The sequence below is a fragment of the Candidatus Syntrophosphaera sp. genome (assembly GCA_019429425.1).
Taxonomy (GTDB): Bacteria; Cloacimonadota; Cloacimonadia; order Cloacimonadales; family Cloacimonadaceae; genus Syntrophosphaera.
Genome location: JAHYIU010000032.1, coordinates 1 through 23232 on the forward strand (window position 1 = coordinate 1; position 23232 = coordinate 23232).

Genomic DNA, 23232 nt, shown 5'->3' on the forward strand with positions numbered 1-23232 from the left:
AGCCGACGGAGCAGGGCTCCAGCCCGTCGCGCGGCGACTCGACCGGTATGGGTCTTTTCTGTAGTTCCCTGATCTTTTCCAAGGGCTCGGACAGATAGATCCTGCCACTGGTCCAATCTTCCGAATACCCTTGCAGGATAGCTCCCAGAAGGCGTATGCAGCTGTTTTCGTCGGGGAAGATGCGGATGCTCTTTTCCCTGCGCCGGAGCTCTTCATTCAGCCTTTCAAGCGGGTTGGTGGACTTTATCCTGCTCCAGTGGCCGGTGGGGAACTCCAGATACACGGAAATCTCATAATAAGTGTCGTCCAGCCAGTTCCCAAGCTTTTCTTTGCCCTTGGCTTCGACCACGCTGCACAAATGCCTCCAGGCAAGTTCAAACGATTCCCTCGTTCTTGAGCCCACCAGGTCTTTCAAGAGCGGCAACAACCATAGTAGATCTGTCTTGGACACCTTGCTCTGGGCATTGCGCATCCAGTGGACGATACAGCGTTGTCTTAACTGACCGGGAAAACACTCTTCTATCGACTTGATCTGGCCGTCATGCTCGTCGCTGATCCAGAGCTCGCTGCGCTTCAAACCACGCTCTTTGAGGCTTTGCAGAAAGTCTTTCCAGTTATGGTAGCTTTCTCTATTGCCAAGATGAAGACCCAAAACATCACGATGGCCGTCTTCCTTCAGACCAATGGCAATCAATACCGCCGTCGGCCGCACACCCTTCTCTGTCCGGATCTTGGTGTAGATCGCGTCAAGCCAGATATAGGCATACCGATTGTCCAATTCCCTGTTCTTCCAAACCTCCACTTCCGCGTCGATCTGAGCCGCGCATCGGCTTACAAGGCTGCGATCAATGTTGGATAGCCCCAAATCAACAAACAACTGATTCATCTTGCGGGTTGAGACGCCGGCAATATAGGCCTCACTGATGATGCTGATCAAAGCCCTGTCCACACGCTGATATTGCTCCAGGATCGAAGGATAAAAACTGCCGCTCCTCAGTTTCGGTATAGTCAGGTTGATGGGACCCAAACCTGTACTCAGCGGCTCCTTGCGTTCACGGTATCCATTGCGGTAGTTGGTTCTGCTCTCCACGCGCTGATAAGGCTCTGCTCCAAGGATTGTGCTGAGCTCAGTTTCAATGATCCTCTGGATACTGCTTTCAAGCACTTTTACAAAATCTCCCGGCATTATCGACCGAAATAACTTGACCAATTCCGCCTGTTCATCTTTCTTTCGCTTCGGTTGAGTCATGATCGTCTCCTTGTCTTTTAGTTTTGGACAAAACCATCAAAACAAAGAGCAGGATCTGGCTCAACCTTTTTCTTCATCTGGCGTTACCTATTTTACACCAACCTTTGAGACGCTACCGAGCCAAATGGGGCGGGATGGCATATACAACAGTAAACTATTGTTAATGTGTCAGATATGAGTACGATAGAAGTAATGGCAACCATGATGGGAATATCGGGAAAATTGGGAAAAATCCAAGATTACTATCCATGTTAATATCATGCACGGAGATTATCCCGGAGGGACAATTCAAAGTAGCGCCTGGCTTCGAGCCCGGGTTACGTGCTGGCCACACCCTGATTAAATGAGGCTCTCTTTCAAACTAAGTGGGTAAGTCCATCCATTAGGTATCCACATTTCTGCAAGACTTTCGGGACCTGTGCCAGGCAGAGTCCGGCTATTTGATGATGACGAACTTGCCGACCCTGGTTTTGCCGTTGGCTTTGTTTTCCACCGCGTAGAGATAGACCCCGGGGGCGATGATCTGGCGGTGGCGGGAAAGCAGGTCCCAATCGTGCATTCCGCTGGGTGCCAGGCCCGCGGAGGCGGCTTTGGAGATGGTGAGCACATCCGCCTGATAGGCCCCGTCGTGGGCGATCTCTTTCACCAGGTCGCCGGCCAGGGTGTAGATGCGGATCACGCAGCGCTCAGGCAGGTTGATGAACCACAACCTGCGGCTTTTATCGCCCTTGCTGTCGTTTTCGCGGCGCCCGTCAAAGTTGCTGCGGCCCAGATAGGGATTGGGGACCACGTAGATTTTGTCCATGTCCTCCCGGGCGGCTGTTCCGGGAAAAAAGACCAGCATGTTGGCATCGGCGTCGCGGCCGGTTTCCAGAAAGTTGAGGTCGTTGGTGGGGATGCCGCGGTCATAGGCTGTGACGGCGACATAGTATTCATGGCCCTTGCGGGGATGGAGGATGGCGGAGTGGTAATAGCGGCGGGCGAGGCGCTTTTTGCGCATCAGCTCCAGGGCCTCGGGATCGTCCAGAAAGGCCTGGCCGCCATGCCCGTGCAGGGGGATCAGTTTGCTGTCCAGCAGAGTGTCAAAGATCTCGGGGCGAAGCTGGGGATGGCGGAACAGCCTGGCCTGGAGGCGTAGGATCTCCTCAGAGGGCAAGCCGGCAAAGGCGTCCGCGATGGCTTGGGCCGCGGCCAGGATCTCCGGGCCGTAATCCATGTCCGGGTCATAGATGGGGAAGCCATAAAAGGAATCCGGGGGATTGGGGGCCAGCCGGTAATTCTCGTCATAGGCATAGAAATCGGAGTATTGCGCGCTTTCCGGCCAGGCGTTGGGATTGGGCAGGCCTTTGTCAATACCCAGGTAGCCGCCAAAATCCAGATAGAGCGAATCCGCGTGGGGGCTGTCGTAATTGACCAGATAGTCGTCCCGGTCCCTCTGGGTCTCGATCTTGTCCCATTTGTCGGCCAGCATCCATTCTTCCTGGGAACCGCTGGCGCTGCGGCCCCAGGCGGAATAGCCTTGGAAATCGTGGCGCAGGCGGCTTGCCGTGTATGGATTGACCAGGGCGTTCATGTTGAACAGGGAGGGGTCCGAGGGCGGCTGAAATTCGGGCGGAAACCCGCTCCAGTCCACGAAAGTGGGATCGCTGTCCAGGAAGGGCTTGAAGAACTGGCTGTCGGGATTCTGCCAGCCGATGATGGCGCTGCTGACGGTCTTGAAATCGTAGGAAAACTCGCTGCGGTTGTCCCAATAGAGGTCGATGGCGCTTCCGTCAGCCCGCAGTTCGGCAAAGAGTTTCGGGATTTCCGGAGGCTCGGGTGGGTTGTAATGCGGGAAAGTGTCCGGCAATACCACCGTCACGAGGGTCTGGGCCTCGCCATAGATCTCCTTGGCCCAGCGGGCCGTGCGTTTCAGGTCTTCCTTGTTGTCTCCGGGAAAGACGGCCACCACGATCTTCATGGTCCGCCCCGGGGCCAGGTTCCAGCGCTTGTAGTAGACACCGTCCTGGATTTCGTTGTATTCGGGAGTCCCGGGCTGCGCGCCGTAAAAGGCAAAGAGGAAGCGGGTGTCGTTGGGAGACGGCTGCACGTATTCCATCAGGTCGTCCTGCTCCGGGCGCAGGGGCAAAAACCTGCTCTCATCGGCATTCCGGCCGGTCAGCAGCCAGTATTTTTCGTTGGCGGTGCGGCGCGGCGCAAAGTTGAAGGAAAGCGGCTCGGAATCCCAGGGGCCCTGGTTTCCCTCCCAATACCAGCAATGGAAGCGAAGCTGCTCGGGGTCGGGAGTGCAGACCCTGGCGCCGATCAGCCCCGGGGTCAGCCCGCCATCGCCATCGAGGTCGTAAGTGTATGCAAATTCATAGTTTTCGCCCTTGACGTAGCCGGAAACGTCGTCCAACACTTTGTCCGAAGACCAGACCTGCGGGCCGCAGTCGCAATCCATGTAGATCCCCATGGCGCAGTCGAACAGGGTGTCCTGGGTGGCGATGTTCATGTTGGTGACGTTGAATTCCACATAGACCATGTTCTTAATGTAATCGTAGCTCCACTGGTAGGACATCTGCCGGGCCCTCACCCCGAGAGGATAATGCCGGCTCATGCCGCGGTTGGAGCCCAGGTCGCGGTCGCCGGGAGTGCCGAAGGGGCAATAATCGTAGAAGTAGGAAATGAAGTCCTGTTCTGAGACGGGGGCCCCATCTTCGTCGATCAGACCATCCCCGTCGTCGTCATGCGGCACCGCGAAGGCGTAGTTTGGAAAACTGCGGTCGGAGAGGTCCATGAAGCCGAGCGGAAACCAGATTTCGATGTTATAGCCCTCCTCGATCACGGGCAGGTTGTTGGTCTGGGCAATGTACTGCCCCCCAAAGGATTGGAACTGCACCGGCAGCTCGCTGGCCGCGCGCAGAGGGAAGGTGTAGCCCACGAAATCCTCGTCCACGATGCCGTCTCCGTCGTCATCCATGCCGCGCCTTTGCTGGCGGGTGCTGGCCACCGCGATCTGGTCGCTGCTGTTCCAGAGCTCATAGAGGTTCACCGCGTCCGGATTACCGGCCACCAGAGGATTGTAGGCCGGCAGCATCTCATAGATGGCCCATTCGCCGTCAAAACCCACGCTGACGAGGGTGTCGACAACCGGCTTCATCCAGGGCTGCCAGTCGGAAGTGCCCTCCGCCACTGTCTGGGTGCTGTCCGCGCTGGGGTGTTGGGCCCGCCAGAAGAGCTTGCGGCCGGCTTCGTCGCGGCGGTATTTCTTGGCCCCGAACCACAGGGAGCCCCGGTAAAGGTAATCGATGCCGCTGCCGCCGGGATATTCGAGAGATGGATAGCGGGGCGTGATGTCTCCTCCGGAGCCGAAAAAGCCGTAATTGCTCACGCGCAGCCAGATGTTGCCCACATTGTGGTACAGCGTCAGGTCCAGGCGTTTGTTCCCTCCGGAGCCGCTGTTGTCAGCAGCTGACAGGCATACCGCCAACCCGGCCAAACAGAGCGCCGCGAGGATGATGCGCGTTTTCCTGCTCATCAGTCAGATATTTACACTCCCCTGTCATTTGAGCAGAACCAGCTTTCTGACCGCGGTCACCGTCTGGGTTTTCAGCTCATAAAAATATATTCCTGAAAAGAGGCACCGGCTGTCAAGATATATCTCAGCGCAGAGAGAATTTGGGGAATGGACGATCAACAATTTGCCAGTGGACCAGCCATCGGCGAGCTCACCGGCAAATCCCAAGCAACGCCGCCATCAAACCTAAAACCAGAAAAAGCTTGACAGCCCGAGTAAGGTCCCAGACAATAGGGTTGATTGGCTAAATGATATGCATGAAAGCAGTTGCCGGGCATCGCCGATAACCGGTAACAAGCCTGTTCACCTCTGAGACCAACCGGGATAAGGAGCGAAGATGAAACACGCCTACCCCAGGATCGAGTTCTTTCATCCGGGAAATCTGGAGCAGATAGCCCAGCTGGAAAAGTTTCCGCGCCCCTATATCAGCAAGATGAAGCGGGTGATGCAGGTTTTTCCCTTCAAGACCAACAATTATGTAGTCAATGAACTCATAGACTGGGACAACGCGCTCGACGATCCCATCTTCCGCCTCAATTTTCCCCATCCGGACATGATGTTACCCAAACACCACCGGGAGTTGATTGCCGTCCGGAACGCCGGTCCCGAAGAGCAAAAGGAGGTGGTGAATTCCATCCGGATGTCCCTGAATCCCAATCCGGCGGGGCAAAAGGACAACGTGCCCCTGCTGGGGAATGAGAGAGTGAAAGGCATCCAGCATAAATATGCCGAAACGGTGCTGGTCTTTCCCTCCGAAGGGCAAACCTGCCACGCCTACTGCACTTTCTGCTTCCGCTGGCCGCAATTCATCGGGATCAACGACCTCAAATTCGCCACCGACGAAGCCCGCCGCTATCAGGAATACATCAGCCAGCACAGGGAGATCACGGACATCCTGCTCACCGGCGGGGACCCCATGGTGATGAGCGCGGAGTTGTTGCGCTTGTACATTGAACCCTGGCTGGAAAAGGATTTTGAGCATATCCAGGCCATCCGGATCGGAAGCAAGTCACTGGCCTACTGGCCTTTGCGCTACATTTCCGACCCCGACAGCGGGGATATCCTGCGGCTCTTTGAACAAGTGGTCAAAGCTGGCAAACACCTCGCCTTCCAGGCCCATATCAGCCATCCCGCCGAACTGAATACTCCTTACGCCCGCAAGGCTATCAAAAGCATCCAGTCAACCGGGGCCATCATCCGCAGCCAGTCCCCGATCATGAACCACATCAACAATGATGCGGGGACCTGGCACGAAATGCTCAACCTCCAATACCGCCTCGGGATCGTGCCCTATTACATGTTAATGGCCCGCAACACCGGAGCGCATCACTATTTCGCCGTACCCCTGGCCCGGGCCTATTCCATCTTCAACGAGGTGATCCGCAACGTTTCCGGGCTCTGCAAGACCCTGCGCGGACCCTCCATGTCCACCCGCCAGGGAAAGGTCAAAATCGACGGAGTGACGAGGATCTCCGGGCAAAAGGTGTTCATTCTCTCCTATCTGGAATCGCGCAATCCGGAATGGGTGAACCGGCCCTTCTTCGCCCGCTACAGTGAGAACGCCACCTGGCTGGACGAACTGCAGCCCGCCTTTGACGAGCACAACTTCTACTTCGAACACAAGCCCCAGCAGATCAAATACCCACTGAAAACCTGACCTCGGCATGCTGATGGAGGATGCCGATCCTTCGATAGGAAGAAAAAAACATGAAGCAGACATGTTCACATCCAAACCAATACCATGCACGAAGATTCATTAAAAACCCACATCTGATTTCATATCAATAAAATACTCTGTTACGCCCTGCGTGGCTCCCCTTATCAATACGGTGTCAATACGGACTCAATACGGACAAAGTCCGTATTGAGTCCGTATTGACACCGTATTGATAAGGAGGGCGATAAGCCGGCAAGTGCATAAAGGTGTATTTATTCAATCACTTGCCCGCCAGACCGTTTTGAGTAAAACAGACCTAACCAGCCAAAGCCCCATGCTAAATCATATTAGAAGATCAACTGTATTTTCCGGGATCTATTGATAGCATTATGCAATAACAAGGCAAGATACACAGGATAAACGAGGTGCCTAAATTTCCTAAAAAACAGGCCGCTTACGGCGCGGAGATGAAGAATTCCAAGGCCGCTAAAAGCAGACAAACAGTTGTTATGTGACAACATGTATCAGGTAAATATATGATAATTCCCTTGACATCATTAAGGGGTCCGCATAGTTTGTATTTAAGATAGTTTTTTCAAGTATAAGGTTGAACAACGGCATTCCTTAGTTTGGGCCAAAGGAGAACATATGAAGGCAGTGACAATTGGTCTGGCTTTGGCTTGCGTGCTCTTCTGCAGCGCTCTCTACGCGGACCAATCCGGCGCAAATATTCCCTCTCTCAATGATGCCCCGGCCGCAAGCGGGTTTCACAAAGCTTTCGACCCCGCTTCCCAGAGGACGACCAACACCTGGGACGGCAGTTACAACACCAACTGGCACAATTCCTTGAACTGGAGCCTGAACCGGGTTCCCCTGGGCACGGACGACGTGATCATTCCGGATGGCCTGGCTAATTATCCCATGGTCACCGCGGGCGCGGAATGCAACATACTCCTGACCTATGGCTACACCAGCCTGACGATCACCCAGGAATTTCTCCACGTCAGAAGCGATGCCAGCCTCTATGGCACGCTGAGCATGGACTGGAGCGGAAGCGGCGGTACTCCGGTTCTAATCGTGGAAGGTGACCTAACCTTTGCCGCGGGCTCCAGCGTGGAGATAACCCAGGAAAACGCTTCCTCGATCTATGCTTTCAGCGACGTGCAGTTTAATTCCGGCTCCAATGTGAACATGACTTCGGGCTATCTCGTCATGACTGCCACTGGCCATGGTTACATCCGCACCCACGCGCCAACCACGATCCATCATTTAAGGTCCGATAAAGACTCCCCTTATGTTTGCGGATTCAGCAGCGATTCCAGCGCCAGCCTGACCATCGGTGGAAATCTTGAAGTTTACGAGGGCAGCGGTCTGAGCCAACTGTATACCGGCACCACCATCCTGAAAGGCAATCTGGTTGTGCAATCGGGCGGGACCTGCATGCTCAATTACGGAACTTTAAGCTTGGAGGGGATCGCGAATTCATATATCAACCTGGGCAACGCCGGAAATTATGTGAACAACCTCAGGATCAACAAGACCGGCGCGATCAATTACACGGTCTACCTTTCCAGCCCGCTGGAGGCCAAGGGAAACGTCAGCATCGACGACGGGGTCCTGAGCGGCAGAACGCAAACCTTTCCCTATGTGTATCATATGCTTACCTTGGGCGGAAACTGGAACAACAACGTCAGCCCCTCGGCTTTCAGCAACGGATCCCTGACCCTGAACGGAAGCGGCACCCAAACTATGAGCTCGGAAACCCTCAGGACCCTGCGCCTGGATAAAAGCGCCGGAACTATGGTCATTCCGTCCGGATCGGAGGTCGTTTGCAACAGCTACGACTGGGTGCAGGGCGCCTATGTTGTCAACAACGGGAGTTTTACAGCTCTTGACCTGGCCGATCCGGGAATTTTCGGCGACATAACCCTGGCTTATGGAGAGATAAACTACCATCAGGACACGAATGCCGGATCCTATGTGGACCTGCGCGGCGACTTGAATATCAGCGGCGGGGTTTTCACCATCAACGGTGGGATCGGCCCGGCATTCTTTTCCTACATCGATCCAGCCAGCCTTACAATGGGAGGGGGAGAACTCGATTTCAAGAATGTCGGCATAATCATACCTTCAAACTATGGTTTCGTTTCAAACATTATGCTCGGGGTAATCAAGACCACTGGCAGTTTTGAAGTTACCGGGGGGAATTTCAATCCCACAGGCGGATTGATCGAACTGTACGGCAGCGTGGATAGTCAAGTGAGCCACGCCGCGGGCAGCAATCTATGTTCTCTGAAAATTAACAAAAGCTCCACGGGTAGAGAAGAACAGGCTGAATGGCGGATGGACAGGGATGGCAATCAAATCCTCGTTACTCGCAACAACACTATCACCGCCACCAGCAATCTGGATCTTAATGGCGGTTTTACACTGGATGCCGGAACATTTGTGGCACCGCCGGAGATGAAGGTCGAAACTTATTGGGAGAACAATGTCGGTGAATCCGCCTTTGTCGAGGGCACCGGGCTGGTGATCTTCGAAGGTAGTGAGTATGGTAACGTCTACACAAACAGTGTCATACAAACTGATGAAGCGTTTTATGCCCTTAAACTGGACAAATCGACACTAAATGATCGTCTCACCATTGCCGACGCCGTTGATGTGAGCTGTGAATCCTACGAATGGATCCAAGGCTCATTATATTGCACTGGCGGGACTTTCACCGCCCTGGACTTGATCAATCCCGGAATCTATGGCCTCATCAACCTGAGCGCCGGAACCATCAACTTTCACCAGGATTCGGCTCAGAGGATAGACATGAACGCCAGTCTGACGATCTCTAACGGCACATTCAACGTCCATGGCGGAAGCACTGGTTCGATATTTGGCTACGGAGCCGCGGATGCCTCTATAACCATGAGCGGCGGGATCCTGGATTTCAAAGACGTGGGAATAGTCCTATCATATCTGAGGCCGGTAACAACAGAAATCAGTGGCGGCAGGATCAGAACCACGGGCAGTTTCACTGCTGAAGGTAATTTTTCTCCAACAGGCGGTGTGGTGGAATTGTACGGAGGAGGATATTACTATGCCGTTAACAGCATTACACCGCCAACCAATTTCCACGACCTGGAGATCAACAAAACAAACGGCACAATTGAGGGCTCCGGTATTCTGTATATCAGCGGAAACCTCTCCATCCTTTCCGGAACCTTCATTGCAACCCCAAACATCTATATTGGAGGGAACTGGTTGCTGAATAGCGGCGCCGTCTTTGACGCTGACGGAGGAACGGTTTCCTTTGAAAAGATCGGTGATCTGCAAAGCGTTTATGGCAACAACACTTTTTACAACGTGATTGACGCGCATACCGGCAACGCGCTTACTTTCCAGGCCCCGACTGTAATCGCCGGCACTTTGTCCGTCACCAACCTGGTCACCTTCCATAATGCCGCGACCTTGAACACCGTTTTGAACAACCAGGCCGCGGGCCAACTGGTATTTTATGGCAGCCATGTTTCCAGCATTTCCTCCTACACTGGAGGCGGGGCCTTGCGTTCCCTGAATGCCGGCAATCACGTGATCGTGAATGACCTGGCCCAGAACGGCCTCTACGGCTCCTTCCTGGCCAACGCCGGGCATCTGGAATTCCATCAGGATCCCTCCAGCTTCACCATCATCAGTGGGACCTACGAGATCATAAACGACGGGATTATAGACCTTTACGGCGGAAACACGGGCGCCCTCTTCGCCCAGAACGGAAACGTGTCTTTCAGTATGGATTCCGGCGAATTCAACATCCGCGACGGTGGGCTGACAATCACCAATACCACCTATACCTGCGGTTTCGATATCAGCGGCGGGACGCTCCGGGTGAACGGATCCTGGCTGGATCAGCGTTCCTACGCGGTTTTCGATCCGGGTGGAGGAACTGTGGAATTCACTGGCTCCGGGGATAACTATGTGAGCCCCCATCCCAGTGGCTGGTTCCAGCATCTGAAGGTGAACAAAGCCACCACGCTTTCCAGCAACCTGCTGATCAATTCCTGCATCGTTAGAGGTGGCCTGAGCATCGAAGCGGCCAACGTAGTTTACCTGGGCGGGGAAGTGAGCAGCCTGAACAGCGGCGATGTCCTCGTAAATTCCGGCACTCTGGACCTGAACGGAAACAATCTCATCAGCACCGGGAACATTCTCGTGAATGGCACTCTGGCCCTGGATACGGGTTCCGAACTGCGGATCACCTCCGTAAAAGCTCTCACGGTCAACAGCGGCGGATCGCTGCAGACTACGGGCGGAATCATAACGCACAATGGGACAGGGTATTACGCGCTCAATATCGAAAGCGGGGCCAGCATCTCAGCGGTCAATACCACCTTCGAATACATGAATACCTCGGGCTTGAATATCAAGGACGGCGCCTGGGTGGATCCAGATAACAGCCTGGATTACTGCACCTTCCGGAATGGAGCGATAACCATTCTGGGCGGAAAACTGCTCAGCATCAACAACGGTCAGCATCTCGTCATCACCGGGGCCAGCTTTCCCAATCTGCCCGTCAATCCGGCCAATAATGTGGCCAAGACCCTGGACTAGGGAAGCCTCTTTTTTGAAGGCTGGAGCGGCCTTTATGGCGGTCCGTCTTACGAGAATGATCCCTACAACCTGATCTACTGGGAAGGCTCGGGAGTTCCGCCCATTCAGGATCTCAGCATCAGTTACGGCGCGGGGCAGGTCCAGCTGGACTGGACTTATCCGCTTACTGCCAGCCATTACAAGATCTACCGCGCCACCGATCCCGCCGGGCCTTTCTCCCTCCACGACACCAGCACCACCAACTCCTGGGCCGAGTTCGTTTCCGCACCCTTCTATTTCTACCGGGTGACGGCTGTGACAGACTGATCAGCCTGGCTTCTGAAGCTTGGCTTGATATGGGGGACCAACAGATGTTGGTTCCCCGATTATTTGCCCGTGGTTTAACTTATACACCCCACCTTGCTTTGCGATAGTTACGATCAATATTATGGCCTGGCAGGTAAAAGGACCAAAGCGCAATCCCGCACTACTCTTTTGGCAGACGTAACAGCACACATTATTATCTTGACAGATATTGGAACTAGCCAAACCAACAAGTTCGATCAACTTGTACGTTACCAACGGCGCCGTGGTTACCTGCAACAGCTACGACTACACCAGCGGCCGGCTCTATGTCTACCCTCTGGCACCTTCACAGCCCTGGACTTGGCGGACAATGGCATCTACGGCCACATCTACATCTCCTCCGGGACCATCAACTTACATCAGGATTCCGGCTCTTATGTCGACTTGAATGGATCGCCGCAGCAAAGCGGAGGCACTGTAAACATCCATGGCGGGATCAGCCCCGCCTACTTTGGCTATGACGGGGCAGCCACGCTGACCATGAGCGGCGGCGTGCTCGACTATAAAAACGTCGGCATCGAGCTGCGATCCGTGGACAACTTTACCGATGCCATCACGGGCGGAACGATCCGCAGCAGCAGGACTTTCAACTGCGGCAGGGCCGATTTCAATCCCAGCGGCGGGATTGTGGAACTAACTGGCTCTGCTGATGCCCAGGTCATAATGCAAAGTACGAGCTGGTTCTGGACTCTCAAGGTGAACAAGACTGCCACCCGGGACGGATCTGAACCCATGTTCGAAACGGACCGCGAAGGCAACGTGCATCCTGTTTCCAGGTTGCTCAACCTCACGATCGGCGCCTGCACAATCAAGGGAGGATACATCCAGGCAGCGGCCAACTCCGTTTATCTGGGTGGGGACATGAGCAGCCTGAACGCGGGCAACCTCACCATCAATAACGGCGTTCTGCGCACGGAGAGCCATGATTTGATCAGCTCGGGGAATGTGGTGATCAACAATGGCGTCCTGGCCGTTGATCCCGGCTCCAGCCTGAAGCTATCCAACGCCAGATCGGTCACGGTCAACAGCGGGGGGCAACTACTGCTGGGTGGAAATTCCAGCAGCGCCGCCATCTTAACCCACAACACAACAGGCTATTACGCGCTCAATATTGAAAGTGGCGGTACCCTGAGCGCCACCCATGGCATCTTTGAATACATGGATGCCAACGGGGTCTGGCTCAAGCCGGGCTCGCTGGTCGGAAGCACTTATCCCCTCGAGCACTGCACTTTCCGTAACGGCGCCAGCGGCGGAAGGCTGCTCTGGATCAACAACTCCCAGTCCCTGAATCTGGTTGGGGCCTATTTTCCCACCAATACCTGGGGCGGGGCCTACAACGTCTCCAAGACCGCGGATGCTGGCTCGATCTATTTCTCCGGCTGGAGCGGGGCTTTCGGCGGACCCACCTTTGAGCAGGATCCCCATTCCCGCCTCTGGTGGGAAGGTTCAGGAGTCCCGCCCATCGAAGATCTGGCTATATCTTATGTCCTTGCCACGAATAGTATCCAGCTTAGCTGGAGCTATCCGCTGGAGGCCACCGAATACAAGATCTATCGCAGCGCCACGCCTGAAGGCACATTCCTCTACGTGGGCTCGACCACAAACCAAAGACCGTTGCACATAGTGATTTTCACTAATAATACAGGCATTGCTTGTCATCCCGGGCTTGACCCGGGATCCAGTCTTTAGCATCCCTATTGCACCGCCAATCAGTAGTTTGGACACTTTTCACAATCAAAAAAACTGGATCCCGGGTCAACCACCCCACCACCCAACAAGTTTTGCGGCGAGGACCCCGGCGCCCGGGATGACAAAAACCTGGCTTTGTTTGTATTATTCAACGGTCTTATCAGGTGGTCAATGAGGACGGAGTGTTCCAGGTCCGGAAAGGGTCGGAGCCGGTGCATACGCCGGCGGGGAATCCCGTAATCACCGAAAATGAGGCTCTGGCCAAAAGATTGGCGGAGCATTTTGAAAAATACGGCGAAAGCGCCGAGGAGCGTCGCTCGATCGCCCTGTTCCACTTTCCCCGGCTGGACTTCGTGCGCCAATACCCGCGCCAGAGCCTTGAGCAGCAATTGATCCTGGGCTTCGACCCCTACAACGACTGGACCCTGCGGCAGCAGGCCGAGCCAGAGGTTTTCGCCCAACGGCGGCTGAAGGTGTTCGGCAATCCGGAGCTGCGCAGGAAAGAAGGGCGGCTATGGATAGAAGGGCTGAATCTGAACCGGATCTGCGCCGCGCTGGTGCTGGGCAAGGCGACGGGAAGCGTCAACCTCGCCTTTCTGGCCTCGCGGAACAAAGACCCGGAATATCTGCAGCATTTGATCAAAGAGGTCGCGCTGTTCAACCACGGCCTGGCCGATGATTCGCTGGAGGAACTGCTGGCCAATTTCCTTTTCTATTGGGAGGTTTGAGCGTAAAAATGGCATCCGGGGGTTTGGCAAAGCAAGCTCCAGGACGCCGAAGGGTTATTTGACCAGGGCGGCTATCTTGCGCGCGGTGGCGGCATAGGAATCCATGTTTCTTCTGCCAGCGCCCGAAAGCACCACTCCGCCAGCGACTTGGGCCCCGGCGTTCGCTGCCAGGCGGCGCAAGGAGTTCAGCGAGGAGTTGCCTGTCATCCAGGCCCAGGGGAAAGAATGGGTGACGAAAGTCAGGACCTTTTTGCCTGTGAGCCTTCCGCCCAGGCTGTCCATGGCCTTGATCAACAGCGGACAGGGCCTGAAGCCCCAGACCGGGCCGCCCACCAGCACGATGTCCGCGCCGCTGAGGTCCGGCAGATTGGTGATCTTGAAATCCTTTGCCGGAGTCGGTTTCTTGGGGTCAAGACGCGGCTCGGAAGCAAGGGTTGTGAGGTTCACCTGATGCCCGGCCTGCATCAGGATGTCGCTGACCTGTTCGCCCAGTTTGAGGGTGTTGCCGGAATGGGAGCAGATGAGGATGGATACGTTCATTGGAGCATCTCCGGGGTGGGTTTTGCGTTGTCGTTGCGGTCCCAGCGGTCGTCGATCTTGGTGCGGACCGGGCTGTTGTTCTTGAAATAGTTCACGATCGCGTCACGCAGGTTGATCTGGTGCTGGATGACGTCCTCCGGCGGGACCTGGGTCAACAGGGTTAGGCCGGCATTTCCCTGCAGCAGGAAGTCTGTGGTGACGCAGGTGTAGATCTTGTTGGGGTCCCAGGGTTCGCCACCGATGCGCAGAGACGTCACCCGGTCGAAATTGGGCCGTTTCTTGGAATAGACGACGTTGACGCCGGAGACGACCAAACCGTGGCGTGAGCCTTCCACGCGGGTTTCGATGATGCGGCGGAGGAACTCTCCGGTGCATGTGAAGCTGACGACCATGTTGTCGAAAGGCATGACCTGGAATACGTCGCGGTAGGTGACGGGCCCGCTCTTGATGTCCGCGCGCACGCCGCCCAGATTGAGAAAGGCGAAATCGGCATTGACCTCGGCGCGCATGGCGTCCGTGATCGTGTTGCCCATCAGGCTTTGGGCGTCCACATTGGTACGGGAGAGATGGACTGCGGAGTAGCCGATGATCTCATCCATGCCTTCCTCGGCGATGGCGACCTGGGCTTCGATGGTTTCCGAAAGTTCGGGATCGGGAATGAACTGGTCCTCAAACAGGGTGATCATGCTCCCTTCGCGCAGGGCGGGAGACTCATAGCCGCTGATGGTCTTGGTCTCAGGATCGATCTTGAGGGTGATCCAGCCGAGGTTGGAGCCGTAGGCATAGCCTTGGATGACCATGGTGTGGGTGTAAGGGTCGATCCAGGGCTTGGGAATGCCGCGGTGCATGTGGCCGCCGATGAAGAGGTCGATGCCCGGCACTTCGCGGGCGATCTCCTGGGCGTCCCAGCCCCAGGCGGCGTAGCGCCTCTCGGCAACAGGATTTCCCTTGGCATCGTAGCGGTTGAGATAGGTCGATTCGATCTCGTAAGGCAGCCCGGCATGGCCGAGGACGATCACGATGTCCACCTTTTCCTGGTTGCGGACGATATCCACATATTTGGAGAGGGCCTCCTTTTCGTCCAGAAAGCCCACGTTCCTGATATTTTCCGGAAAGCTCATCTTTTCGGTGTCCGTGGTGGTGAAGCCGATGATGCCGATGCGCACGCCCAATCGCTCCAGGACGATGTAGGGCTGGACATAGGGCAGCAATTCTCCGGTGCGGGTGTCGACGATGTTGCAGGAAAGGATGGGAAATTCCGCGTCCTTGAGGGTTTCCTGCAGATCGACCTGGAGGATGTCAAATTCGTGGTTGCCGACCGTCATGGCGTCGTAGCCGATGGCGTTCATGAAATCGATCACCGCTTTGCCTTTGGTGACAGAGCCGACGGGACGGCCCTGGAAGAAATCGCCCGCGTCCAGGAGCAAGGAGGCGCGGTCTTTTCCGCCCAGGGAGCGGACTTGCTTGATCAGGGTGGCCGCGGAAGCTCCGCCTCCAAGCTGGGGCGGGAAATCCGGGTTCATGAAAGTGGCCTGGGCGCGGTCGATGCCGCCATGGACATCGTTGGAAAACATGATGTCCAGCCTCAGGTCACTGGCGCTCAGTCCGGCCGTCAAAGCCAGGCACAGCGCCGCGAGTAGAATGGTCTTTTTCATGGGGCTCACCAGGTGAAACTTAGGGTTGTTCGGATGCTGATGTTGTTTTCCCTCACCTTGTCCGGGTTTTCCCAACCGCGGTCGGCGAGAACGATGTATTGGTTTGGCCAGAGCTGATAGCTGCTGTTTCCGGTGTAGACCTTGTCGTTGTAATAGGAGTCGCCAAACATGTCCAGGGCCTCATATTCGCGCCAGGAATAGCCAAAGCCGAGGTCCAGAAAGAGATTGTCCTTGAGGGGGATGCTGCTTCCGCCGGTGATCATGGGGGTGAGGACCTGTTTGGCAATGATCTCGCCGTCGCTTTCCACCACGCGCAGATAGCTGCTCGTGGCCTGGAATCCCAGGCGCAGGGGCAGGCGGTTCACCACATGGTGCTCCACCCCGGCGTAGAGGTTGTAGAGGTCGTCATAGCGCTGGTGCACGTCGCTGAACTGGACGTATTCGGCCTCGATGTTGAACCAGGTGCGCATGATGTTGCGGGGCTGATAGTTGAGTCCCAGGCGCAGTTCCATCGGCAGGATGTATTCTTCGGAGATCGGAGTGAGGGTGTCGATGGCGTCGTTGTTCAGATAGGCGTCCTTTTGGATGGTGGCGCTGCCGGTGCGGTCCAGAGTGGCTTTGGGGGTGTAGGTTGCCGCGATGCCGAAGTTCCTGTTGATGCGGATGGAGGTCCCGGCCTTGAAGCGGAAGCCGTCCAGCGTGAGGTCCGCTATCTCGGTGTAGTCCGGCAAAACACCCTCACCGACTGTATTGGTGGCCCAATCGGTCCAGCGGATGGTCTTGCTGTTGCGGAGCTCGCCCCTCAGGTATCCGTAATCCAGGCCCAGATTGACGTCGAGGTAATCACCGAAAACCGTTCCCAGGCTCAAAACCCCGGAAACCTGGTTCAGCAGGCCTTCGTTCTCTATCGAGTTCACAGCGATCTTTTCGGGATAGCCGTCGTTGTCCGTGTTGCGGTTGTTGCGGATCTCTTCCAGATAGTTGCCGTTGAAGCTGAGCAGGGGCTGATAGTAAGCGCCCATGCCGAGTTTGACGCGGCCCAGCCAGGCGGAGCCGAATCCCGCTCCGGCGAAATTGTCGTAGGCATTGATGTTGGAGGCGTAGACAGCGTCGTCGATATAGTTGTCGAAAGAATTGTAGAGCGGAACGGCGCGGTTGTCCTCATTGCGGTTGATGACGAGGCTTCCGCCCAGGCCCAGCTTTTTGTCCAGCAGGGTCAGGTTGGCTGGATTGGCGGCGATCCCGAAGGGGCGCAGGTCTTCAAAGATGCCGGTGCCGCCCATGGCATAGCTGCGGGCGTCCTGGGCCCCGATCCTGTTTCCGAAATAGGTGTCCGTGATCGACCAGGCGGAAAGTCCGGCCACAGCGGCCAATAGCAGGGCAATTACAAGCAGTGATTTATTTGATGTCATTATTTCCTCCACATTAGTAGCGGTATTCAAGGCTGAGCCGGATGGTGTTTTCCTTGTGGTCCACCCGTTGGTAAAGGTTTTCACCGGGCACGGGAACGTTGTATTGGCGGATGCTGAGTTCCTGAGTCTGGTAGGTTTTATTTCTGAATTTCATGGAAAGATACATGTTTTGGGAGATGCGCGAGTGCAGGGCGATCCAGGCCTTGGTGCCCTTGTCGCCCATGAAGTCGATCTCCATGTCCTCCCAATCCCAATGCGAGATGCCATGGCCGAACCAGTAGATGAAGGAGCCCTGAATCTTGAGGTTGGCATTGAAATTGTGGGTGTAGTTGACTCCGATGTAGTCGCCGGTCATGAGGGTCATGGCGGCGGCCATGGAGTTGTTGCCCGGCACGGCTGGATTGGTGAGCGAGGTATAGGGCGGGCTGAGCACCGTGTTGTAGCGGTATTCGAATTCCAGGAAATCGCGGTTGGAGAGGAAGGTGCGGACGCTGAGGGTGTATTCGTCGGTTTTGGAAACTCCGCGGTCGGCATAGTCCTGATAGCGGTTAACCTGGTTCTTGTAGCGCAGGCGCAGGGCGAGCTGGAACAGGGGGCGGAATTCGAGTTCCGTTTGCAGCCTGGCTGTCCGCCTGCCGTCGGCCAGCCTTTCCCAAATATCCAGATAGCTCCGGCCGATGGTGAAATAGCGGTCGAATTTGTAGCGGGTCTCGAAGTAGATGCCGCTTTCCGGCTGGGATTGGGGCTGGTTCAGATAGATGTCCGCCAGAGTGGGATTGGTGAGAGCGTAGACGTTCTTCTCCAGGATGGTGTCGTTGAGGCGTTCGTGCTCAGAAAAGGAATTGCTGTAGGGATTGTCGAAATCCAGATCCATGTGCCGGATCAGGGTGAGGAAATAGAGATTGTTATACTGGGTGTAGGCGCTGGCCACAAAAGCCTTGGGATCGTCGCCCAGCCTGAGGTCGTCGCCGGTCACGCTCAATTCGGCGTATTCACCCTGCAGCGACACGTTGCCAATCACGGTTTGGGCGTCGAAGCCGATCACCCTGCGGTAGTCCCTTTCATAGCTGTCTGTGAGGGTGCTGTACATGCCAGCGATCTCGGCATCCATCATCTTGAACTTCGGATAATAATAGGAATCACGCACCAGCAGCATCTTCAGGTCGTTCCAATCCGGCACCACGAAATGGGCGTCCTCATAGAGGGCGGTGTAGGTGGTGAAGCCAAGCTTGGTGCCGATGAAGGGACTAACCTGCGCGTGCACGCCCCAAAGCTTTTCCAGCAGGGCGTCCTTGCGGTAGCCCAGATTTATATAGGGCGTGGCATAGGTGGTGCCGCTCTGCAGTTCGGAATTGAACCAGGCTTCGGCTTCACGCAGGTCATCGTTGTCGAAGCGGATGCTGGGCACGACATAGCTGAACACCTTGTCTTTGCCGTTGACCTGCATGGTGTTCCCATCGGGATCCAGATAGACGACGGCGTCCTTTTTATCCTGGGAGACCCAGGCGGATACGGCGAAATAGGGATTGGTTACCTCAAGGGCGGTTCCCCGCAGGGCGAATTCCTGGGTGCGGGAGAGATCCGGCGTGATGCCCAGGATGCGTTTGCTGAAGCCGTAGCCGGTCTTGCGGGCGCTGTAGAAATCCGTGTTTTCCATCACCAGCCCCTCGCCGAAGGTGGCGCGGTAATGGCCCACATACATCTTCAGCCGGGTGTTGCTGAGCCAGGGCAGGTCCAGGTTGTCAAAGCCGGCGTAAAACTTGGAATCGGCGATGATGTCGTAGGAATTCTTGTCGACAATGGAGGTCTCGCCCTTGGGATTGTAATACATCCAGCCGACCTTGTAGTGGTTGCCGTAGCGCATGCGCATCTTCATCGTCACGTCCGGGTCCAGCTCGTCCATGTTGAAATAGCCCCAGTAGGAAAGATCCTTGCGGTGCGGGACCGTTATAGCGGAATTGCCGTAATCGCTGCGCAGGAAGGATTCGCGGAACATGTCGTGCTGCCCCTCCTCCCAATAGCGGGTGTAATACTGCAATTTGGCGTCCCACATGATCCGGTCCGAAACCGGGGGTTCCCTGTAGTAAACGTAGCTGCGGAGGTTGGTGTAGCCGTAATAGGAGAGGCCGACCGTGTTGCGCAGGTCGCGCATGTCCGCGATCGTGTCCCCTTTGGCCACCCGTTTGAGGATACCCACGGCATCGATCGCGGAAACGTTGGGCAGGCTGATGAAGTCGTCAAAAAGCATCCGGTTGACATTGTGGGGGGTCATCAGATAATCCTCCCAAACGTCCGCCATGCCTTCTGAGGCTCCTTCGTTGCTGTCCAATCGTTCCAGCAGGTCGCGGATCTCCTCGCGCCTGGCCGCCACCGCGTCTTCCTCCACATACAGCGAAACCACCACCAGGTCGCGAATGCTCAAAAGCGTCCGCTGATCGATGGAAGGGATCTGCCGCAGGTCGTAGATGCTACCGAAAATGGCGATGTGGGTCCTGTATTCCAGGATGTCCCGCGCCTGTCTTTCCGTGAGCGGCAGCTGCAGCAGTTCGCTGAGGGTGGCGGTGTTCAGATCCACTTTGGCGGCTATTTGTCCCAGACAAAGCAGGACAAAGAGCAAGACAAGTAACTTTTTCATCGCTTTTCCTTACAATACTTTATGCTTATCAAAACAACTGTTTTTTCTTTAGATTCACAAGATAAAAACCACCCCCAATCTGTAAAGCTTTTTTTGCCGGGGAACTGTGTCTCCTTGCAAATGTGATAAAGACGGAAGAACACTTGACTAACAGGAGTATGGAATGAAATTTGCTACATTTTAATCCAAGACATCGAGGAGAGAAACTGATGAAAAAGTTGGTCCTTGTCTTGTTGATAGTTTTTGCTTTCGCCTTGCTCAGTGCCCAACTGAGCGAGTGGAAATGGGCCGTGCAGGCCGGAGCCGCGGGCGACGACCGCGGCAATTCGCTCACCCGGGACGCGTCTGGCAACCTCTATGTGGCAGGCTCCTTTGAGTATAGCGTCACTTTCGGGGCCACCACCCTCACCAGTCATGGCAGTTCGGATTTCTTTCTGGCCAAGATGGATCCGCTGGGAAACTGGCTGTGGGCGATCAGCGCCGGCGGCGACAGCCTGGATTACGCGACCGGGGTGGAGGTGGACGCCGCGGGAAACATCTATGTCAGTGGCGGTTTCGGCTCCACGGCCAGCTTCGGCCCTTTCAATTACACAGCTTCAGGGTACACCGACCCCTTTGTTGCCAAGCTCGATTCACAGGGAAACTGGCTCTGGGTGAAGCGTGCTTCCAGTTCCTACGCCGCCTATGGCTTCGTCTCGCTGGACCCGCAGGGCAATGTCTGGTTCAGCGGCATCTATTCCGGGATCACGCAGTTTGGAACCATAAATCTAATTGCTTCCGTGTATGACATTTTCGTCTGCAAGCTGGATAACGACGGCAACTGGCTCTGGGTGCGCCGGGTCAACGGTCCCGGCCATGATCAGGCTGGCAACTGCATCTTTGACGCGGCCGGCAACGCCTACATCTGCGGGGATTTCATGAATTCCCTGAACTTCGGGAACCTGAATATCCAGGCGCAGGGATCGCAGCAGTCGTTCGTGGCCAAAGTTGATCCGGACGGCGTCTGGCAATGGGCGGTGAGTTACGATAGCGTTAGCTATCAAAGCGGCCACGACCTCGTGCTGGACCACAACGGCGACCTGAGGATCTGCGGCGAACTGTGGGGCACTTGCAGTTTCGGAAATACAACCCTGACCAGCTATGGCTCGAGCGACCTGTTCATCGCCCGGCTGAGCACCGATGGGACCTGGCTGGACGCGATCCAGGTGGGCTCACCAGCCCAGGAAACCACTTCAGCCCTGACCGCGGCGGCGGATGGCCTTTATTTTAGCGGATATTTCTACACTCAGCTCAGTTTTGGCCCCTTCACGCTCTCTCCAGCCGCCGCCAATTCCTATTTCATCGCCAAGCTCAGCAACACTGGGGACTGGCTCTGGGCCAACGCCTGGTCGGGGACCGGCTATAGCAGGGTCTTTGACTCCTGCGCCGACAATGTGGGCAACGCCTACTTGACCGGCTGTTTCACCGGCACCCAGACGCTGGGTTCATTCACTCTGACCACCGGAACCACGGAAAACATCCTCTTAGCCAAGATCGGAAGCCCCTCCTATCCTGTGGTCACAGTCGCGGGTCAGGTGGTGGGGAATGTGCCTCCGCTGGCTGGCCTGCCGGGGGTGGCAATCAGCCTTTCCGGCCCTGCGAATTACTCTGTTACCACCTCAACCGACGGCAGCTTCACTTTTTCCGGGGTGAACTCACACGAGGTCTACATCCTATCCTGCAATGCTCCGGGATTTGACCCCTTGTCGCTGGTAGTGGAGGTCAACACTGATTATATCGGCCTGGGCACCCTGGTTCTTTACGAGACCTGTTACCCTCCCGCGTCGGTCAGCGCGGCGATCGAAGGGATGAACGCGGCTGTAAGCTGGACCGTTCCTCGCGACCTGGCTGGATATCAGCTTTGGCGTCTGAGCGCGGGCGATGAACAAAACGAAAACGCCTGGACCCTGCTCACGCCGAATCCCATAAGCGGCCTCAGCTTTTTGGATACGGGTTGGGACCCTCTGCCCTATGGAAATTACCGCTGGGCGGTGAAAGCCGTCTATTTTGGCGGACGCCTCTCCCCTCCCGCTTTCAGCAACGTCATCCTCAACCATGCCCATTTGGGGACCGTGGCCGGAACGGTTGTCGATGCCCAGAATGAAGCGATCCCCCAGGTCAGCCTGCGTAGCGGCGAGTTCTTCTCCCAGAGCGGTCTTGACGGCTCTTTCAGCCTGATGCTGCCGGAGGGTGCTCATCTGCTTCGCTTTTCCCATCCCTGCTTCGCGGCGCAAACCATGGAAGTCCAAATAACCACCGCGCAAACCACCGTCACTGATTTGCAGTTATCCGCCTCAAACCTGCTGCTGAGCGAGGATTTCGAGGCCTATCCCGAGTTTTCGCTCTCCTGCCTGCCCTGGATCCTGAATGATGTTGATCAAGACCCCAGCCAGTTGCTGCCCGGATATGATTATCCCAATGGTACCCTGCCCTCCGCTTTCATGATCTTCGCTCCGGCAGGCACAATACCTCCTCTCACAACCTTCGAAGCCCACAGCGGCACAAAGTTCGCGGCCTCCCTGGCGGGGCAAATGCTGGGCAACAACGACTGGTTGATCTCTCCACTAAAAAGCGGTGGCGGAACCCTCAGCTTTTGGGCCAGATCGTTTTCCGCGGCGGGCGGCTTGGAAATGTTCCGGGTGGGAGTTTCCGCGGGCGGAACGGAGCCGGGCGATTTCACCTTCATCAGTGGAGCGCAGGTGATTCAGGCGCCTCAGCAGTGGACCGAGTTTTCCTATTCCCTCGCCGACTGGCAGGACCAGGATATCCGGATCGGCATCAACTGCGTGTCCTACCGCAACCGGATGTTCTGCCTGGACGATATCAGCGTCACCGCCTCCGACGCAGCTGCCGATCCCGTCCTTACTCCAGCGATCAGCGCTTTGGAAACCACGCCAAATCCCTTCAGGGATGAGGCTCGCATCAGTTTCCGGCTCTCCCGGTCAGCCCACTGCCAGCTGTCAGTTTACAACGTCCGCGGGCAATTGGTCAGCCAGCTCGTGAACGGTCTGCTTCCAGCCGGCACCTCCACTCTGATCTGGACTGGCATGGACTCCAGGGGCAGGAAAGTCTCGCCGGGCATCTACCTGTTTCGGCTCCAAAGCGGACAGATCACTCTGAACAGCAGG

The 23232-nt window shown here is 56.0% G+C and carries 11 protein-coding genes; 5 read left to right on the plus strand and 6 right to left on the minus strand.

Features of this window, described 5'->3' with window-relative positions; all coding sequences use genetic code 11:
• Window positions 1–1249: IS256 family transposase (locus K0B87_04880; GenBank protein ID MBW6514070.1), on the minus strand; the 1249-nt coding region annotated here is incomplete at its 3' end.
• A gap of 436 nt (window positions 1250–1685) precedes the next feature.
• The gene (locus K0B87_04885) at window positions 1686–4769 is read right to left on the minus strand and encodes a hypothetical protein (GenBank protein MBW6514071.1); all 3084 of its coding nucleotides are present in this window, start codon (window positions 4767–4769) and stop codon (window positions 1686–1688) included.
• Window positions 4770–5145: 376 nt separating this feature from the next.
• On the opposite strand from K0B87_04885, the gene K0B87_04890 reads away from it, so the two are divergent.
• From K0B87_04890 to K0B87_04905, 4 genes are all read left to right on the plus strand, one after another.
• Window positions 5146–6465: a lysine 2,3-aminomutase gene (locus K0B87_04890; GenBank protein MBW6514072.1), complete on the plus strand. Its 1320-nt coding sequence runs from the start codon at window positions 5146–5148 to the stop codon at window positions 6463–6465.
• Between the two features lie 648 nt (window positions 6466–7113).
• Complete coding sequence (locus K0B87_04895; GenBank protein MBW6514073.1) at window positions 7114–11061, plus strand: hypothetical protein; 3948 nt, start codon at window positions 7114–7116, stop codon at window positions 11059–11061.
• Between the two features lie 645 nt (window positions 11062–11706).
• A complete protein-coding gene (locus K0B87_04900; GenBank protein ID MBW6514074.1) occupies window positions 11707–13095 on the plus strand; it encodes a hypothetical protein in 1389 nt (462 codons plus the stop codon).
• 182 nt (window positions 13096–13277) lie between these two features.
• Entirely contained in the window at window positions 13278–13823 is a 546-nt protein-coding gene (locus K0B87_04905; protein MBW6514075.1) for a hypothetical protein, read from the plus strand.
• Window positions 13824–13877: 54 nt separating this feature from the next.
• On the opposite strand, the gene K0B87_04910 is transcribed toward K0B87_04905, so the two are convergent.
• From K0B87_04910 to K0B87_04925, 4 genes are read right to left on the minus strand one after another with little or no spacing between them, the layout of a single operon-like run.
• Window positions 13878–14363, minus strand: a complete 486-nt coding sequence (locus tag K0B87_04910) for an NAD(P)H-dependent oxidoreductase (GenBank protein ID MBW6514076.1) — start codon at window positions 14361–14363, stop codon at window positions 13878–13880.
• Entirely contained in the window at window positions 14360–16018 is a 1659-nt protein-coding gene (locus K0B87_04915; protein ID MBW6514077.1) for a bifunctional metallophosphatase/5'-nucleotidase, read from the minus strand. The genes K0B87_04910 and K0B87_04915 overlap by 4 nt, the downstream gene beginning before the upstream one ends.
• Window positions 16019–16023: 5 nt before the next feature.
• Window positions 16024–17430 carry a hypothetical protein gene (locus K0B87_04920; protein ID MBW6514078.1) on the minus strand — a complete coding sequence of 469 codons (1407 nt, stop codon included), beginning with the start codon at window positions 17428–17430 and terminating at the stop codon, window positions 16024–16026.
• Window positions 17431–17443: 13 nt separating this feature from the next.
• Window positions 17444–20065 (minus strand): helix-hairpin-helix domain-containing protein, encoded by a 2622-nt coding sequence (locus K0B87_04925; GenBank protein ID MBW6514079.1) that lies wholly within the window; start codon window positions 20063–20065, stop codon window positions 17444–17446.
• 209 nt (window positions 20066–20274) lie between these two features.
• Between K0B87_04925 and K0B87_04930 the strand changes: the two genes are divergently transcribed.
• Window positions 20275–23232 (plus strand): choice-of-anchor J domain-containing protein (locus tag K0B87_04930; GenBank protein MBW6514080.1); only part of this gene is annotated, 2958 nt, incomplete at its 3' end.

Bases quoted from the DNA above. Each gene is read 5' to 3' on its own strand.
- K0B87_04885 (MBW6514071.1), bottom strand. From the start codon at position 4,769: ATGAGCAGGAAAACGCGCATCATCCTCGCGGCGCTCTGTTTGGCCGGG.
- K0B87_04890 (MBW6514072.1), top strand. From the start codon at position 5,146: ATGAAACACGCCTACCCCAGGATCGAGTTCTTTCATCCGGGAAATCTG.
- K0B87_04895 (MBW6514073.1), top strand. From the start codon at position 7,114: ATGAAGGCAGTGACAATTGGTCTGGCTTTGGCTTGCGTGCTCTTCTGC.
- K0B87_04910 (MBW6514076.1), bottom strand. From the start codon at position 14,363: ATGAACGTATCCATCCTCATCTGCTCCCATTCCGGCAACACCCTCAAA.
- K0B87_04915 (MBW6514077.1), bottom strand. From the start codon at position 16,018: ATGAAAAAGACCATTCTACTCGCGGCGCTGTGCCTGGCTTTGACGGCC.
- K0B87_04920 (MBW6514078.1), bottom strand. From the start codon at position 17,430: ATGACATCAAATAAATCACTGCTTGTAATTGCCCTGCTATTGGCCGCT.
- K0B87_04925 (MBW6514079.1), bottom strand. From the start codon at position 20,065: ATGAAAAAGTTACTTGTCTTGCTCTTTGTCCTGCTTTGTCTGGGACAA.